The following is a 14150-nucleotide window of genomic DNA, read 5'->3' as shown; positions in this document are numbered from 1 at the left end:
CCACCCGCCTGACCCGGCCCGGGGCCCGCGACGACCACCGACGCCTCACCGCCGGCTTCGGCCTGCCCGCACCCGGGCCGCCGACACCGACGCCACGCCCCGCCCACCCCTCAACCCCATCACCGAGACCGCAACGCGGCCACAACCGGTCACCGCGACCGCCCAAGAACCCCAACAACACCGACACTCACGTCAGATCGGTGGATCGAGGCTTAGTGGCGCTCCTCGTGCTCGGCGGTGGTGGAACGGCCGCCGCCCTAATCACCAAGCACAACACCGACGAGAAGCATCAGCGCGAGCTCGCCGCCGCGGCGCATCGTCGCGCCGATGCTCAGCGTCGGGCCCGCCTGGCCCAGATCGCCGCCGACCGCGTAGCCGCGGCCGAACGCCGCGCACAAGAGGCCAAGGATGCCGCGACGCGCAGCATCCGGCGATCGCTCGTGAGCGACCTGCGCAAGGCCATCACAAAGGACGCCCGCGGACGCGTAGCCGACGGCTACCTCGACGGACCGATCTACGGCACCCAGTGCGATCCGGTCGGCGGCGGCAACGCCTCAAACCTCGACGCGCGGACCGGCCGCTACTCCTGCTTGGCCTATAACAAGAAGAACGACGACGGCACGATCGAGGGCTACGGCTTCACAGCCACCGTGAACTTCGAGAAGTTCAGCTACCAATGGCATCTCGGCAACTCGTAAGAGTTTGGGCCGCGGCCGCCGCTGCAGTCAGTATCGCCGGATGCGGAGCTACCGCGAACAACGCGACGGTCACCGTGAATCGGACGGTGCCAGCCGCTGCACCCGCCGTCACGGCGCCGGCAAGCGCGTCGACCTCGACCACGCGCTCCGCTACGCGCCACAAGCCTCGCAACGTATGGAAGAACTGCGACACCAACATCAAGGCGCGGGTCGGCACGACCAGCTGCGCTTTCGCTGAGAACGTCTTCTACGGATTCTGGCGTGCGCTCGAGCAGGGCGACGACGGCTTTCGCGCATACAGCCCGGTGACGCACCGCCGCTACGCGATGACCTGCGCCGCCAGCCTCACCGTGACCTGCCGAGCAGAGGACGGCGGCTCCGTCCGCTTCTCGCGTGCCTCAGTCGACCTTTACACCGATACGCAGGCCGAAGCCTTCTGCCGCTCGCGCGCGGTCACACCGACCGAAGACACGTGCGACCCTCCCATCGGTAGTCAGACGGGATCGGGAACCTCCGACCAGACCTACAGCTCACCCGATTCGTCGAGCCCAAACGGCACACCCGACTCCTCCTACGACAGCTCCCCGCCCGTTGACGAGAGCGACTACTCCGACCACGACGGGACCTACAACGGCGCACCGACGACCGAGGACTTCGGCAACGGCCAGGGTTCGGTCGGCCAGTGCGCCGACGGCACCTACTCCGACTCCATTGGCCGATCAGGCGCCTGCAGCCATCATGGTGGAGTCGGCTAACGCAGCGCAGACCAGCGAGCCTCTACCGCTCTCGTCGCAGAGCCGACGACTCACGTGTCGCGGATCGGACTGAACCAATCGGGGGTCGCCCGATCTCAGATGAGACCGGCGCGACCGCATTCCGGCAAAGGAGTAGCAAACGTTGAGCCGTGGACTTCGACGTCGATGGGTCAGGAGCCCTGATGAGCTCTCCGGCCCGCGGGTGGCGTAGCTCAGGCGGTGCTGGCGGCTGAGGTGCTCGTCGAACACACGGCGCACCGTAACGCGGCGCGACGCGCGACTAGGTGTAGGGCCCCACTATGTTGTTCGGGCGGGTGACGGTGGCGAGCTGCCGATGACTTGCCGGGCCGATGATCGGGACGACTGGCTGATGCGCGTCGCAGCGATGGCGGTTGTCCTCGCGCTCAACGCCGGCGGCGTCGCACGAGGTGCTGCCGAGCTCGGCCGCTGGCTCAACGAGGGACTCTTGTGCCGGCTTCTTCACCGCATCGATGCCCCACCTCTGCTTGCGCGGGCTGTTCTTCGGTGCCCCGCTGGTCCTCTTCGGCGTCTGCATCGCGGCTTTTGCAGACCCTCCTCGGGCGGCTTCTGCCCACGACGGGGCCACCAGTCGTCCTCGGCGCCGAGAAGGCCGCGAGACGGACGCGAGACGGACGCGAACGCGTCGGTGCCGTTGACGTCCTAGCGCTGGGCTCAGCCTGTCGACCTCTTCAACTAGGACACCGCCCACAGCGCACCATCCCCAGCCACTACCTCCAGCAGCTCTGCAGTCAGGAGCACAGGGCAGCAGCTCGCGTGACCACAGGCGCCCACCTCCTTGCTCCGCGATCCAGGTCCCAGTAACACCCGCACAACAGCCCGGCACGCAGTTGCACGGTGTGCGATCGCCCGAGGGGCGTGCCGGCGCCTCGTCGACTAAGGGATGTGCTGTCCATCGGCAAGGTCGGCGGCGGAGCCGGCGATCCGCGCTACTACATCGACAACGTCGCCCGGGGCAAGGAGGACTACTACTCCGGTCGCGGCGAGTCGCCCGGTGGGTGGCTGGGCAGTGGCGCCGCAGCAGCAGGCGTTCACGGGACGGTCGACGATGAGCAGTTCCTGGCGTTGCTCTCGTCGGAGACCGCGAACCCCCGGAAGGTGTTGGCGTATGACTTGACGTTCTCCGCGCCCAAGTCGGTTTCTGTCCTGTTCGGTGTAGGCGACCGGACTTTGGCGCCGGTCGTCCGCGAAGCGCACGACCCGGCGGTCGAGGAGGCGTTGGGCTATGTCGAGCGCCACGCGACGTGGACGCGTCGCGGTAGCGGCGGACATCGCGTGCTGCGCGGCGAGGGCTTGAAGGTGGCCGCGTTTCGGCATCGGAGCTCGCGCGCCGGCGATCCGCAGCTGCATACCCACGCGGTGATCGCCAATGCCACGATGGCCGAGGGGCGCGCCACAACGCTCGACGGCCGCGCGTTGTACGCGCACGCGCGGACCGCCGGCTACCTCTACGAGGCCGCGCTCCGTCGCCGGCTCACCGAGGCGCTGGGTGTGGAGTGGGAGCCGGCGAAGAAGGGCATCGCCGAGATCCGTGGCATCGACGAGCGGGTTCTCGAGCACTTCTCCCAACGACGAGCCGAGATCGTCGAGCGGCTCGCCGAGACCGGTGGACGCTCGCGGCGCGCCGCCGAGATCGCCGCCCTGGACACCCGACGCGCCAAACGCCACGACGTCGACGGGCCGAGCCTGCGCGAGCAGTGGCGCACACGCGCCTCCGCCCTGCACTTCGGGCCCGAGGCAATCAACGCTTTCCTCGACCACCACCGCCCGCGGCCGGCGCGGCAACCCGATCTCGCGGCGACCGGCGACGAGCTGACGGCTCCGGGTGGTCTGACCGAGCAGGCCTCGACGTTTGACCGCCGCGACGTGCTGCGGGCGTGGGCCGTCGCGCACCGCGACGGCGCCGAGGTCCAGCGCCTGGAACAGCTCACCGACCGCTGGCTGGCCTCCGATTGCGCGGTGCGCCTGGAGGACGACGGCGGTCGCGCGCATCTGGGCGGCGCGCGCTATTCGACGCCGGAGATGCTCGCGCTCGAGCAACGACTGATCGCCAACGCGGCCGAACGGCGTCGAGCGGGTGTGGCGCGCGTCGAGCCGGCCGCCGCCACCGCAGCGCTCGACACGCGACCCGACCTCAGCGGCGAGCAGGCCGCGATGGCCGCCCGCCTGACGACTACGGGCCAGGGCGTCGAGGTCGTCCGCGCCGCCGCAGGCACCGGCAAGACCCATGCCCTGGCCGCCGCACGCGAGCTCTGGGAAGCAAACGACGTCCGCGTCTTCGGCACCGCGCTGTCGGCCCGCGCCGCGCTGGAGCTCGAGAACCTCGCCGGGATCGACAGCGCCACCATCGCCTCGGTCCTGCGCGACATCGACCAAGGACATGGCCTTGCGTCGGGCTCGGTGCTGATCGTCGACGAGGCCGGGATGGTCTGCTCGCGCACGATCGATCGGCTCGCCCGCCACGCTGCTGAGACCGAAGCCAAGCTCGTCCTCGTCGGCGACGACCGCCAGCTACCCGAGATCGACGCCGGCGGCGCGTTCCGCGGCTTGGCCGAACACCTTGGTGCGATCGAGCTGCACCAGGTCCGCCGACCACACGCCGACTGGGACCGCGACGCGCTCGCCGAGCTGCGCGACGGCGACGTCCGCGCGTGGGCCGACGCCTACCGCGACCACGGGCGCATCGTCGCCCGCCCCACCGCCCGCGAGCTGCGCGCCGCGCTCGTCGATGACTGGTGGGAGGCGGCGCGGACCGGCGAGCAGGACGCGGTGATGATCGCCCACCGACGCAGCGACGTCGCCGAGCTCAACGCCCTGGCGCACGCGCGGATGCACCGCGACGGCCAGCTCGGCGAGGAAGAGCTCGCGGCCGGCGATCGGTCGTTCTCCGTCGGCGACCGCGTGATCGCGCGACGCAACGACCGACGCGTCGGCGTCGTCAACGGCACCCGCGGTGAAGTTGTACGCATCGACCGAGAACAACGCACGCTCACGGTCCGCACCGCACGCGACGCCGAGCTTCGCCTCGAGGGCAGCTACCTCGACGAGGGCTGGCTCGAGCACGGCTACGCCCTGACCGCCCACGCCGCCCAGGGCGCGACCGTCGACCGCTCCTTCGTGCTGGGCTCCGACGAGCTCTACCGCGAGTGGGGCTATGCGGCGCTCAGCCGCCACCGCGACCAGGCCCGGTTCTACGTCGTCTCCCCCGGGTCGGTCGAGCGCGCGCTGCCCGGGCTGGAGGCTGAGCCCGATGACCTCCACCAGGACGTCGTTGCGACGCTCTCGCCCAGCCGAACCAAGGACATGGCCTTGGACGTACTGGTGCGCGGCGGGGTCGCACGGACGGTCGTCGCCCTCGACGAGGTCGCGATGACTGAGCAGCGCATCGCCGACATGCAGGCTGAGCACGACGGCTTGAGCCGGTTGCGCCGCTCGCGGCGGGCAGCCATCGAGCGGGACATCCACCAGCAGCGTGCGGCGATCGAGCGATGGTCGACCCTGGCCGACGAGGTGACTCCCACGGTGCCGCTCCGGTTACCGGATCCAGATGTCGCGACACCCAGCACGCTTGACCGTCACGCAGCCCGAACGGCGATGCTCGACCCAAGCAACCGAGTGAGCGACATTCTCGGCGATCGCCCGACCAGCTTTGCCGCGCGCGAGGCGTGGATGCGCGAGGCGGCGCTGCTGGTCACGCGCGATACGCCGCTTGATCACGTGTCCTCGATGGAGCCATCGATGGACGACCTCGGCCTCGAGCTCTAGGTACCCGGCCCACGCCTACACGCTGCCCGGTCGCCGTCTAGACGAACGACCGGTCAAGCGCCGATCAGCCGGCACCGAATAAGTGAGCATGCCTTCGCGGATCCTGGCGCTGCGACGCCCCGACCAGTGCGCGCACTGTGGCACCGAGCTCACCGCGGGAACCCGAGCCCACTGGGATGCCAACGCTCGCGCCGTCACCTGCCTCAACTGCCTAGTCCCGCCCACCCGCCCGGCTCCGACTCCCACGCCAGCGCCGCAGCAGCCGATGGACCGCGGCGTCCCGGGCGCCAGCGCCCTGCGCGAGCACGCCCGGCGCAAGCACAACCGCGAGCAGACGCGCCAAGCCCATCCCCACATCGGCGGGCTGCTGCTCGCGCTCCGCGACGAGCCCCAGCACGAGCAGGCTTTCCTCCGCGGCGCTCGGGGCGAGGCCGCCGTAGCCGGGTCCCTCGAGGCCCGGACGTCGGACGGCCCGACGGTGCTGCTGCACGACCGCCGGATGCCCCGCGGACGCGGCAACATAGATCACCTCGCCATCTCTCCCAACGGCATCTTCGTCATCGACGCGAAGGACTGGAAGGGCAAGGTCAGCGTCTCCACGCCGCTCCTCGGCAAGCCCAAGCTGTTGGCCGACGGCCGCGACCGCACGAAGCGCGTCGACGGTCTCGATCGCCAGGTCGCCGCGGTTGAGAGTGCCCTCGGCGACGCGGCACAGTCATGGCCGATCCAAGGCGTGTTCTGCTTCACGAAGGCCGACCTGCCGATGCTCGGCCTGGGCACCACCAAGATCCGCTCGCATCTGCTGCTCTACCGCAAGGCGTTGGCCAAGCGGCTCAATGCGAGCGGGCCGTTCACCACCGCGCAGATCGACGCCATGGCCCGCGTTCTCGCCGGGGCGTTCCCGCCAGCCTGAGCCGCTCAGCCGGCCTCTGCGGCCATCGGCCAGGCGCAACTAGCCCCAGAAGATGCCGGTCGGATCGCGATCGATCTCGTTGAGCAGCACGTCGACCCGCGCCCCCGGGTTGGTGTACTCATACCGACTCCAGCGCCCGTTGCTGTCGGCGCACTGCAGCGTCCACTCGCGCTTTGTCGCCGTGTAGCGCAAGCGCGCGACGTTGACGGTGGTCCACTCCGGCCCGATGTCCGGCGTCCACGGAGCCTGGCGCTCGACGATCGTCACCGTCGTCGGCTCGACGTGGGCTTCGACGCGCAGCTGGTCGCTGGTCTTTGGATCGTTGCGCTGCTCGCAGTAGGACTTGATCGCCGCCACGTCGCGCTCGGGAAGCATGGGCGCGGATCCTAGCCCGAGCGGCGACCAGCAGCGCGGCATTCGGGGAAGGGGGTTTCGGTGGCTCGGTCGACTAAGCAGAAGTCCACCGAACCGGAGCCCACGATGGCCAAGCAGCTCAGCCTCGACGTCAACCCCATCGATCTGCGCGAGCCGCTGCTCACCGCCGCCCAGGCCGCCAAGATCCTCTCGGTCCGCCCCTCCTGGGTCGCCGACGCCGCCCGCAGCGGCCACCTCCCGTGCGTGCGGATCGGCAAGCACGTCCGGTTCCTGCGGTCCGACCTCGAGCGCTGGGTCGGCGAGCAGCGCACGCGACCCTGAGCGCAGGACCAAATTGGAACGGCTCGCGTTCTGAGCTGAGCCGAACCAAGTCGCCTCAGAACGACGTGGTCAGCTCCGGCGGGTCGTACGGACTCGGCGGCCACGCTTCCGCTCGCAGCTCCTCTTCGCCGCGTTCGTGCAGCGGCAGGTCCTGGGCGAGGACACGAACTCTTCCCCAGTACGCGGCCAGCTTGACCTTCAGGTGCCGGCGCGCCTCGGGCTGCAGCTGGGCGACGCGCCGCGGTGGTTCGCGCAGCAACTCGTCAGAGACGAGCGACGGGCGAAACAGGCAGGCGACGTGCTCCTCGTCGAGCACGCCGGCGAGCGCGGGTAGGTAGAGATAGGCCGTGAGCGCATCGCGCCCGCGCAGGAGCCCGAGGTTGCGCTCCACGTCGGACGCGCCGGCGAGCACCTGGTCGAGCGGGACTACCGGGACGAGGACGCGGAACGGATGACTGACTGCGCCGCCTTCGCGCTGATCGGTCATGTCGCAGGTCGGCGTCGTCAGCAGGCCATAACCGAACGCCATCTCGCCGACGTAGTGCTTGGTCGCGCCGTCTTCGCCATCGGCCGACACGATGTGCGTCGGCTGGTCACCGAAGGGCACGGCCTCGAAGAGGTCTCCGGCAAATAGCTGCGTTGCCCACGGCTGTTGCCAGTACTGCTCGTCGTGCGGTCGGTGCTCACCGGGACCCATGCGCGGCCGGACGCTACCCGCCGTATCGGCGGTCTCAGTCCACAGACGTGGCGCGCACGTCGACGACATCGTCGTCGACGGTCAGCGGAGCAAAGCCGCTGAACATCTGCTCGCGCAGGCCCTCGATGTCCTCGGGGCGGAACCGGCGCACACCACTCGGCAGACGGACGGCCGTGATCAGTCCTCGCTGCTCCCAGCGGCGCAAGGTGTTCTCATGGACGCCCAGCACTCGGGCGGCTTCGCGAACCTGCAACAGCGTGCTCATCTCAGACAGCTCCTTCTGGACGAAGCTAGCCCCTCGGGGTCGACCTTGTCAAGAATGTTGACATGGTAGCGATGGTGGACTTGGTAGTCGGCAGCGACGGGGCTGACTTGATCGCGCGACGTGATCAGAACCCCGGCAGCGATGCCCTGTTCCGAGGCTGACCGCTCGAACCAGGCGTTCCAGGTGCGACCGGTCGCCCGGAGCCTTCGACGTCACCGCTTGACCCCGTCGCTGATCTCGGCCCGCAGCTCATCGGCCTGTCGGCCGCGCAGCCAACCGCCACGCACGCCATCGTCGATCGCCTGCTCCAGCAGCGAACGACGGATGTGCCCGGCGTGAGCCTGACGGATGGCCTTGGCCGGCGAGACCACCGGGATGCCTTCGAAGTTGGCCTCATCGGCCGGGTCGAGGTCCTCGTGGTGCAGGACGTACAGCGCGGGGACGTCGCGATGCGTCCGGTAGGACGCCGGCACCGTGATGTGGATCTTCGCGGGGTTGGCGTCGCTCATGTCATAGAGCCCCAGCGCGGACTCATGGGAGATGCGCCCGTGGCCGCCCGGCCAGAGCGTGGCCAACATGTACTCGTCCAGCGGACTGGTCGGGATCAGCGGGACGCGGTAGATCCCGTGCTCGACGCGTTCCAGCTGTCCGCGACGCGCCAGCGCGTTGAGCGTCCCCATGGGCACGCCGAGCCCTCGAGCGTCCTCGCCGCTGAGGTAGCCGTAGCTCTCGGCTGCGCGTTGTGCGAGTTGGGTGTAGCGGAGACCGGGCATCGTACGAACAGCGACATTTTGTCGACCTTTGTACGCAGAGTCAAGGCGTACGAACATCAACGTTTCGTCGCTGCTCGTACCACCCCGGGCCGTGATCAGAACCCTGGCAACGGCGCCGCCTCGCCCGGCAGCGCCCCCACCGGGTCCCCGAACGCCTTCTGCGCGAACATCACGCCACCCGTCGGGTCCGGCGCGTAGTGCGAGTAGATCTCGGTCGTCGAGATGTCGGCGTGGCCCATCCACTCCTGGATCGCGCGCATCGGCGCGCCGGCCGCGGCCATCTGCGTCCCGAACGTGTGGCGCAGACCATGGAAGGTGATCGGGTGCACGCCCGCGCGCTCCAAAGCGACGTAGAAGCGCTTGCGCAGCTTCGACGAGTCCACCACATGCCCTGTGACCGGATGCGCGAAGACCAGGTCATTCTCCGCCCGCCACCGCGACGCCTGAAAGTGGCGCTCCAGCTCCCCCGCCAGCCGGTCGGCCATCGGCACCGAGCGGCCACGATGGTTCTTGGGCGAGTCAAACGCGCCGCGCACGTACGAGTCAGCGACCCGGATCCGCGACGCGCTCCAGTCGACGTCGATCCACCGCAAGGCAATCAACTCGCCTTGACGCAGCCCCGTCATCGCGGCGGTCAGATAGAGCGGCGCCTCGACCGACCCCAACACATCGCCGGGCACCGCTCGCACGACCGCGTCGAGCTCCTCGCGCGTGAGGAACTGGATCCGCCGCTCCTTGAAGCGCGGCATCCGCGGACGGTCGACGAGCGCGACCGGGTTCTTCAGCGCCCACTCGCGCTTGATCGCAAACGACCACAGGCCGTGCAGGAAGTTGAGGTGGTTGCACACTGTCTTGGACGACAGGCCGTCGCGCTTCTTGGCCAGCAGGTAGTTCTCGACGAACGCGCGGTCGATCTTGTCCATCGGCCGCGCGCCGAAGAACGGGACGAGGTGGCGGCGCAGGTAGCCGCGGTAGTCGTGGATCGTCGTGCGCTTGCGCTCCATGACGTGCTCGAGGTGCTCGACATACAGCGCGCCGGCCTCCTCGATCGTCTTGCGCGCCGGGCCGGCCAGCACCACCTCGGTGCCCATCAGCCGCCGCAGCTCCGCCTCGGCCTGCGTGCGCGTCAGCCCATCTGACGTCGACGGCCGACGCTTCAAGCCCACCCGCCGCTTGACCCGCCGGCCGCCGACCCGCCAGGAGCCGTACCAGGTCTCGCGACCGTTGCTGTCGGCCCGGACGAACAGCTGCCCAGTTCCGTAGGAGCGACGCGCCATCACCACCACTATGTCGCGCGGCAAGCGCCTCCACCCTCGCCCCAATTGGAACCATATTGGAACCACGAACTCAGATGAACGCGCGCGCTTAAACGACGAAAGGCCCTGCATGCAGGGCCTTTCGCAAGTAGCGGGGGCAGGATTCGAACCTGCGACCTTCGGGTTATGAGCGAGCTGTTATAGGCCTTCTCAGGCTGAAAGCCCGTTCTCATGCGGCCGGCGTGGTCTCACGACAGAGGAGATCTCGTCATGTCGAGACCACGATCGAGTCGCGAACTGAGCAGGTCGTACGAGGGGTGTCGGGCGTCCTCGTCGACTGAGAAGCGTCATGTCTGATCACGCCGCCCAGCATCACTCCGAGCCGTCGTCCGCGAACCGGCTGATGACCGCGCAGCAGGTCGCCGAGCTGCTCGAGGTCGACCCGAGCTGGATCTACGCCGAGACCCGCGCCGGGCGATTCCCGCACGTCCGCGTGGGCCGCTATCGCCGGTTCAAGCTCAGCGCCGTCGAGCGCTGGATCGAGGATCACGAGCGGGGGCCGGCACGATGAGCAGCTCGCCTCGCCGCGCCCATGGGACCGGCTCGCTGGAGACGCGCACCGACAAGTACGGCCGCGAGATCTACTACGGGCGCTTCTACGTCGGCGGCCGACAGGTCAAGCGCAAGCTCGGACCAAAGCGCCGCGCCGGCGAATCGACCGGGTTGACCAAGACCGGCGCCGAGCGAGCTCTGCAGAAGCTCATCGACGCCGAGGTCCGCGTCGTCCCGGTCGGCGAGCGCGTCGACCTGCAGACCGCCGGCGAGCGCTACCTCGTCCACCTCGACCAGGTGATGAATCGCCGGCCTACGACGCTCCAGGACTACACCATCATGTTGCGCAAGCACCTTGTCCCGTTCTTCGCGGGCCGATCGCTGCAGCGCATCGATACCCAGTTGGTCGCCGACTACCTCATCGCCAAGCAGCGTGAGGGTCTGGCGAGCAAGACGGTCGGGAAGCAGCTGACCTTCCTGCACGGCGTGTTCCGACACGCCATGAAGAAGGGCTGGACCAACGCCAACCCGGTCGCCGCCGTCGACCGACCGCGCACGCCCGACAGCGACCCCGACATCCGGTTCCTGACCCACGAGGAGCTCGAAGCGCTGCTGCGGGCGGTCGCCGATCCCGAGTTCGGACGGGTCGACTACCCGCTGTTCCTCGTGGCCGCCACATGCGGTCTGCGTCAGGGCGAGTTGGTGGCCTTGCGCTGGCGCGACGTCGACTGGACCGCGGGCGTCATCCGCGTGCGCCGCAACTACACGCGAGGCCACTGGGGCACGCCCAAGTCGCGTCGCTCCAGCCGCGCCGTCCCGATGATCAGCCGCACTGCCGGAGCGTTGGACCGGCTGTTCATCTCATCGCAGCATCAGGCAGACGACGACCTCGTCTTCGGCCATCCGGAGCTGGGCTCCGTCCTCGACGCGTCGAAGCTGCGCAAGCGGTTCAAAGCCACGCTCGCGGCCGCCGGAGTTCGGCCGGTGCGCTTCCACGACCTGCGCCACACCTTCGGCACCCAGGCTGCAGCGTCGGGTGTGCCGCTTCGGACGCTGCAGGAGTGGATGGGCCACCGGGATTACAAGACCACGTTGATCTACGCCGACTACGCGCCGCGCTCAGAGGAGCGGCAGATGATGGAGCGGGCGTTCGCGGCGGGGCCGGCGGTTGGGATGGCCGGAGGGATGGCCGGAGGGCGCGGCGAGCGACCTACTGGGCTCGAGTTGAGCGATTGACCGAACCGCGTATGGGCTCCCACCGATGAACGCTTGCTATCGGCGGTCCGTTTGACATCCAGTCGCGCAGTGCTCAATGCACATCAATTGAGTCGAGCGTGTCGACAGCCTGGATACAAGAGCCCCGGACCGGGCGATGCGCCGCCTCCCGCGTTCATGACCGTGCCGACCACCTGCGCCCGCGCGGCCGTACGAATGTTGCACTCGAGCGGCTCGGCGCCAGCGAGGATCTACCTCGGTCAGTCCAAGGTTGGACAGTGGACCGCGCACGAGAACAACAGCATGGCGAGCGGAGCCCGTGCTGTCATCGACGGGTTCGATTGGTACATCAAGCATGATGCCGCTGACGGCCGGCAGATGAAAGCGCTCGACGCGAAGGCTGTCGTCAGCCTGCAAGGCGACTCCGTGTCAGCTCGCCTGGACGTTGTCCTGGACGATGGGGCAGCTCTTGCGGGTCGCGTTGTCTTGTGGGACGGCCCAGATTTCAAACCGGCCATCGCCCCGGTGATGGCCTGCGCGTTCGCTCACGCGCTCCAGATCCTCTACCCCTCCGGGGTCTTCACCACGGTTGGGATCTGGCAGGCGCGGCGGCAGCGACTCGTCGAGGTCCCTCACGCGGCCGCCCTCGCCCAGACTGCCGTCGCCAGCGCAATCTTCGCCGCGATGTAGGATCCCGATCCCGTTCCCAGCAGGAGACCCTCATGACATCGTGCTCGGCCGATCTGCTCACCGCCGCTGAGAGACTTGATGAGTCGCCAGAGGAACTGCTGAACGGCGGGGCTACCGCAGCGTTGCAAGCGCTCGAGTCGTGCCAGCCCGACATCGAGGCATTGGCGGCAGCCCATGGCATCGATTTCCCGGCCCTGAATGCGCTGTGGGAGCGCGCCAGCGTGCGGCTGCGTGAAACCCCGACGCCGGAAGAACTGTTTCCCGCGGCCGCAGATGCAGCCGGCCTCCTCTATGCCGCTGCATGGGTACTGCGCGCCGAATCGGTGACGACCGACGACCTACAGTCCATGCTCTAGGGGACCAGCACCGTCGCCCCCACACGACGCTGGCTAAGGTCGACACCGGCGGGTCCGGCGCCCGGAGTTTGGTCAGTAGTTCGCGCACGTCACGCCAACGTCGTCGACATGGAAGCGACGACTTAGCCATCCGGACGTACGTGAGAGCATCGAACGCGGTGAGCTGGTATCGCGCGCATGCGTCTAGCTGTTCTCGCGCAAGCTTTGGCCGACCTCGTGCGGGAAAGCACACAGTTCCCGCAGTCATCGGCCGAGAGTGGGCTATTCGAGGCCCTGAGTGCGAGATTAGAAGAAGCGCGACGAGCACGACTAATCCTCTACTGACGTGCTCGAGAGTGCTAGATTCGTCGGACAGAGTGCGATATTGACTCTGGGCCTTCTTTATGCATTCGTTCCGAAGCCTCCCGACCCAGATCGGCCTTGTCCCCGGACCCATGGCACTCGCTCTGGGCGATATTGATACCGCACGGGGGCGTGAGCAGGTCTTCCGTAGCCAGCATCCGCAGTCTCTCAAGACTCTCACCGAGATCGCTCGCATCCAGAGCACCGAGGCTTCGAATGCCATTGAGCGGATCACTGCGCCGCCCAAACGCATCCGAGCGCTGGTCGCTGACAAGACCACTCCAGAGAACCGATCCGAAGCGGAGATCGCCGGGTATCGGGCCGTACTCGACACGATCCATTCGAGTGCCGAGGCGATCCCATTCAGGCCCACTGTTGTCGAGCAACTCCACCGCGATCTCTACCAGTTCACCGGTGTGCCGGCGGGCCGTTGGAAGAGTGTCGACAACTCGATCACCGAACAAGAGCAGGACGGAACGGAAATGCTCCGCTTCCGGACGGTCTCTGCCGTCGATACGCCAGACGCCATGAACGAGCTTCACGCCTCTTTCTTGTCCGCCCGCGACGGTCATCAGCACCATCCTCTGCTGCTGATCGGAGCGTACATCTTCGACTTCCTAGCCATCCATCCCTTTCGGGACGGCAATGGCCGGATGAGTCGGCTCCTCACGTTGTTGGCGCTCTACCAATCCGGCTACGAAGTGGGCCGCTTCATCAGCCTCGAGCGTCTTATCAACGAGAGCAAAGAGACCTACTACGAAGCCTTACAGGCGGCTGGTCACGGGTGGCATCAAGGCGAGCACGACCTGGGCCCATGGCTGAACTACTTCCTAGGCGTTGTCGCGGCCGCCTACAACGAGTTCGAAGAGCGAGTTGGAGTTGTGGGCGGCCGTGGTGCGAAACGAGCCTCAATCGAGCAGTACATCCGTTCGTCGGTCTCCAGCGAATTCACGGTCGGAGAGGTACGCCAAGCTGCAGCCGGAGCCAGCGACTCATACATCAACAAGGTGTTCGCTGAGCTTCGCGACGCCGGAATCATCGAGAGGATCGGCAGCGGTCGCAGTGCCAAGTGGCGACGGCTTCGGACAGAGTTCTAATTCTCGTGACTGAACGAGCTTTGACCCGGACATGGGTACCA

General features: G+C 68.0%; 16 protein-coding genes. 10 read left to right on the top strand and 6 right to left on the bottom strand.

What is annotated here, in order from left to right:
• A partial coding sequence (locus VK501_RS22945) for a hypothetical protein (protein WP_324341611.1) occupies positions 1 to 698 on the top strand: 698 nt, incomplete at its 5' end.
• Positions 699 to 784: 86 nt separating this feature from the next.
• On the top strand, positions 785 to 1453 hold the full coding sequence (locus VK501_RS22940; protein WP_324341609.1) for a DUF3761 domain-containing protein: 669 nt from the start codon (positions 785 to 787) through the stop codon (positions 1451 to 1453).
• A gap of 280 nt (positions 1454 to 1733) precedes the next feature.
• Here the strand turns inward: VK501_RS22940 and VK501_RS22935 are convergent, their stop codons facing one another.
• The gene (locus VK501_RS22935; protein WP_324341607.1) at positions 1734 to 2009 is read right to left on the bottom strand and encodes a hypothetical protein; all 276 of its coding nucleotides are present in this window, start codon (positions 2007 to 2009) and stop codon (positions 1734 to 1736) included.
• A 368-nt stretch (positions 2010 to 2377) separates the two neighbouring features.
• Between VK501_RS22935 and mobF the strand changes: the two genes are divergently transcribed.
• A complete protein-coding gene (gene mobF / locus VK501_RS22930) occupies positions 2378 to 5257 on the top strand; it encodes a MobF family relaxase (RefSeq protein ID WP_324341606.1) in 2880 nt (959 codons plus the stop codon).
• 265 nt (positions 5258 to 5522) lie between these two features.
• Complete coding sequence (locus tag VK501_RS22925) at positions 5523 to 6170, top strand: nuclease-related domain-containing protein (protein ID WP_324341604.1); 648 nt, start codon at positions 5523 to 5525, stop codon at positions 6168 to 6170.
• Positions 6171 to 6209: 39 nt separating this feature from the next.
• Here the strand turns inward: VK501_RS22925 and VK501_RS22920 are convergent, their stop codons facing one another.
• Entirely contained in the window at positions 6210 to 6545 is a 336-nt protein-coding gene (locus tag VK501_RS22920; protein WP_324341602.1) for a DUF3024 domain-containing protein, read from the bottom strand.
• 105 nt (positions 6546 to 6650) lie between these two features.
• On the opposite strand from VK501_RS22920, the gene VK501_RS22915 reads away from it, so the two are divergent.
• Positions 6651 to 6866 carry a helix-turn-helix domain-containing protein gene (locus VK501_RS22915; RefSeq protein WP_324341600.1) on the top strand — a complete coding sequence of 72 codons (216 nt, stop codon included), beginning with the start codon at positions 6651 to 6653 and terminating at the stop codon, positions 6864 to 6866.
• 55 nt (positions 6867 to 6921) lie between these two features.
• Here VK501_RS22915 and VK501_RS22910 read toward each other — a convergent pair whose 3' ends face one another.
• From VK501_RS22910 to VK501_RS22895, 4 genes are all read right to left on the bottom strand, one after another.
• Entirely contained in the window at positions 6922 to 7632 is a 711-nt protein-coding gene (locus VK501_RS22910) for a hypothetical protein (RefSeq protein WP_324341598.1), read from the bottom strand.
• A complete protein-coding gene (locus VK501_RS22905) occupies positions 7598 to 7828 on the bottom strand; it encodes a MerR family DNA-binding transcriptional regulator (protein ID WP_324341596.1) in 231 nt (76 codons plus the stop codon). Before VK501_RS22905 ends, VK501_RS22910 begins: the two co-directional genes overlap by 35 nt.
• Positions 7829 to 8040: 212 nt before the next feature.
• Positions 8041 to 8601, bottom strand: a complete 561-nt coding sequence (locus tag VK501_RS22900; RefSeq protein ID WP_324341594.1) for a type IV toxin-antitoxin system AbiEi family antitoxin domain-containing protein — start codon at positions 8599 to 8601, stop codon at positions 8041 to 8043.
• 95 nt (positions 8602 to 8696) lie between these two features.
• On the bottom strand, positions 8697 to 9878 hold the full coding sequence (locus tag VK501_RS22895) for a tyrosine-type recombinase/integrase (RefSeq protein WP_324341592.1): 1182 nt from the start codon (positions 9876 to 9878) through the stop codon (positions 8697 to 8699).
• Between the two features lie 328 nt (positions 9879 to 10206).
• On the opposite strand from VK501_RS22895, the gene VK501_RS22890 reads away from it, so the two are divergent.
• From VK501_RS22890 to VK501_RS22870, 5 genes are all read left to right on the top strand, one after another.
• Entirely contained in the window at positions 10207 to 10428 is a 222-nt protein-coding gene (locus VK501_RS22890) for a helix-turn-helix domain-containing protein (protein WP_324341590.1), read from the top strand.
• On the top strand, positions 10425 to 11645 hold the full coding sequence (locus VK501_RS22885) for a site-specific integrase (RefSeq protein WP_324341588.1): 1221 nt from the start codon (positions 10425 to 10427) through the stop codon (positions 11643 to 11645). Before VK501_RS22890 ends, VK501_RS22885 begins: the two co-directional genes overlap by 4 nt.
• Before the next feature lie 156 nt (positions 11646 to 11801).
• Positions 11802 to 12314: a hypothetical protein gene (locus VK501_RS22880; RefSeq protein WP_324341586.1), complete on the top strand. Its 513-nt coding sequence runs from the start codon at positions 11802 to 11804 to the stop codon at positions 12312 to 12314.
• A 32-nt stretch (positions 12315 to 12346) separates the two neighbouring features.
• Entirely contained in the window at positions 12347 to 12670 is a 324-nt protein-coding gene (locus tag VK501_RS22875; protein WP_324341584.1) for a hypothetical protein, read from the top strand.
• A 434-nt stretch (positions 12671 to 13104) separates the two neighbouring features.
• Positions 13105 to 14109: a Fic family protein gene (locus VK501_RS22870; RefSeq protein ID WP_324341582.1), complete on the top strand. Its 1005-nt coding sequence runs from the start codon at positions 13105 to 13107 to the stop codon at positions 14107 to 14109.
• Positions 14110 to 14150: the final 41 nt, after the last annotated feature.

The sequence above is a fragment of the Baekduia sp. genome, from assembly GCF_035318805.1.
GTDB lineage: Bacteria > Actinomycetota > Thermoleophilia > Solirubrobacterales > Solirubrobacteraceae > Baekduia.
The sequence above is the reverse complement of the archived record's forward strand: the minus strand, read 5'-3'. Positions and strand labels throughout refer to the sequence as shown.

What these genes read in the sequence shown, in the direction of transcription:
- VK501_RS22920 (WP_324341602.1), bottom strand. Translation starts at nt 6,545, where the DNA reads ATGCTTCCCGAGCGCGACGTGGCGGCGATCAAGTCCTACTGCGAGCAG.
- VK501_RS22910 (WP_324341598.1), bottom strand. Translation starts at nt 7,632, where the DNA reads ATGTCGTCGACGTGCGCGCCACGTCTGTGGACTGAGACCGCCGATACG.
- VK501_RS22900 (WP_324341594.1), bottom strand. Translation starts at nt 8,601, where the DNA reads ATGCCCGGTCTCCGCTACACCCAACTCGCACAACGCGCAGCCGAGAGC.
- VK501_RS22935 (WP_324341607.1), bottom strand. Translation starts at nt 2,009, where the DNA reads ATGCAGACGCCGAAGAGGACCAGCGGGGCACCGAAGAACAGCCCGCGC.
- VK501_RS22885 (WP_324341588.1), top strand. Translation starts at nt 10,425, where the DNA reads ATGAGCAGCTCGCCTCGCCGCGCCCATGGGACCGGCTCGCTGGAGACG.
- VK501_RS22870 (WP_324341582.1), top strand. Translation starts at nt 13,105, where the DNA reads ATGGCACTCGCTCTGGGCGATATTGATACCGCACGGGGGCGTGAGCAG.
- VK501_RS22875 (WP_324341584.1), top strand. Translation starts at nt 12,347, where the DNA reads ATGACATCGTGCTCGGCCGATCTGCTCACCGCCGCTGAGAGACTTGAT.
- VK501_RS22880 (WP_324341586.1), top strand. Translation starts at nt 11,802, where the DNA reads ATGACCGTGCCGACCACCTGCGCCCGCGCGGCCGTACGAATGTTGCAC.
- VK501_RS22895 (WP_324341592.1), bottom strand. Translation starts at nt 9,878, where the DNA reads ATGGCGCGTCGCTCCTACGGAACTGGGCAGCTGTTCGTCCGGGCCGAC.
- VK501_RS22905 (WP_324341596.1), bottom strand. Translation starts at nt 7,828, where the DNA reads ATGAGCACGCTGTTGCAGGTTCGCGAAGCCGCCCGAGTGCTGGGCGTC.
- VK501_RS22915 (WP_324341600.1), top strand. Translation starts at nt 6,651, where the DNA reads ATGGCCAAGCAGCTCAGCCTCGACGTCAACCCCATCGATCTGCGCGAG.
- VK501_RS22925 (WP_324341604.1), top strand. Translation starts at nt 5,523, where the DNA reads ATGGACCGCGGCGTCCCGGGCGCCAGCGCCCTGCGCGAGCACGCCCGG.
- VK501_RS22890 (WP_324341590.1), top strand. Translation starts at nt 10,207, where the DNA reads ATGTCTGATCACGCCGCCCAGCATCACTCCGAGCCGTCGTCCGCGAAC.